The following is a 502-nucleotide window of genomic DNA, read 5'->3' on the forward strand; positions in this document are numbered from 1 at the left end:
CAGCCTCGTGAAGAACGGCGCGGCGACCACGACGCTGACGGGCGCGAACACGTACACGGGCGGCACGACGATCAATGCCGGCACGCTGGCGATCGGCGCGGGCGGCAGCCTGTCGTCCACGGGGACGGTGAACCTGGTCAATCCGGGGGCCGCACTGGACATCAGCGCGGGCAGCGCGCAGTCGATCGGCGCGCTGTCGGGCGCCATCGGCACGAGCGTGAGCCTCGGCGCCAACGCACTGACGCTGGGCGGGACCGCGAGCGGCACGTTCAGCGGCACGATCGGCGGCACCGGCAGCCTGACGCTGGCGGGTACCGGCACGCAGACGCTGAACGGCGCAAATACCTACACCGGCGGGACGAATCTCAATAGCGGCAGCCTCGTGCTCGGCAACAACGGGGCACTCGGCTTCGGTGCGCTGAACGTCGGCGGCGCGGCCACGCTCGATACGAATGCGACCTTGTCGGTTGGCAATGCAATCAATCTCGGCACGGGCGCTGCA

1 protein-coding gene is annotated in these 502 nt (G+C 69.7%); it reads left to right on the forward strand.

Annotation, left to right across the window (positions count from 1 at the left end; all coding sequences use genetic code 11):
- A partial coding sequence (locus JMF90_RS39925; protein WP_201326640.1) for an autotransporter-associated beta strand repeat-containing protein occupies positions 1-502 on the forward strand: 502 nt, incomplete at both ends.

The sequence above is a fragment of the Burkholderia sp. E168m23 genome, from assembly GCF_016586125.1.
GTDB lineage: Bacteria > Pseudomonadota > Gammaproteobacteria > Burkholderiales > Burkholderiaceae > Burkholderia > Burkholderia orbicola.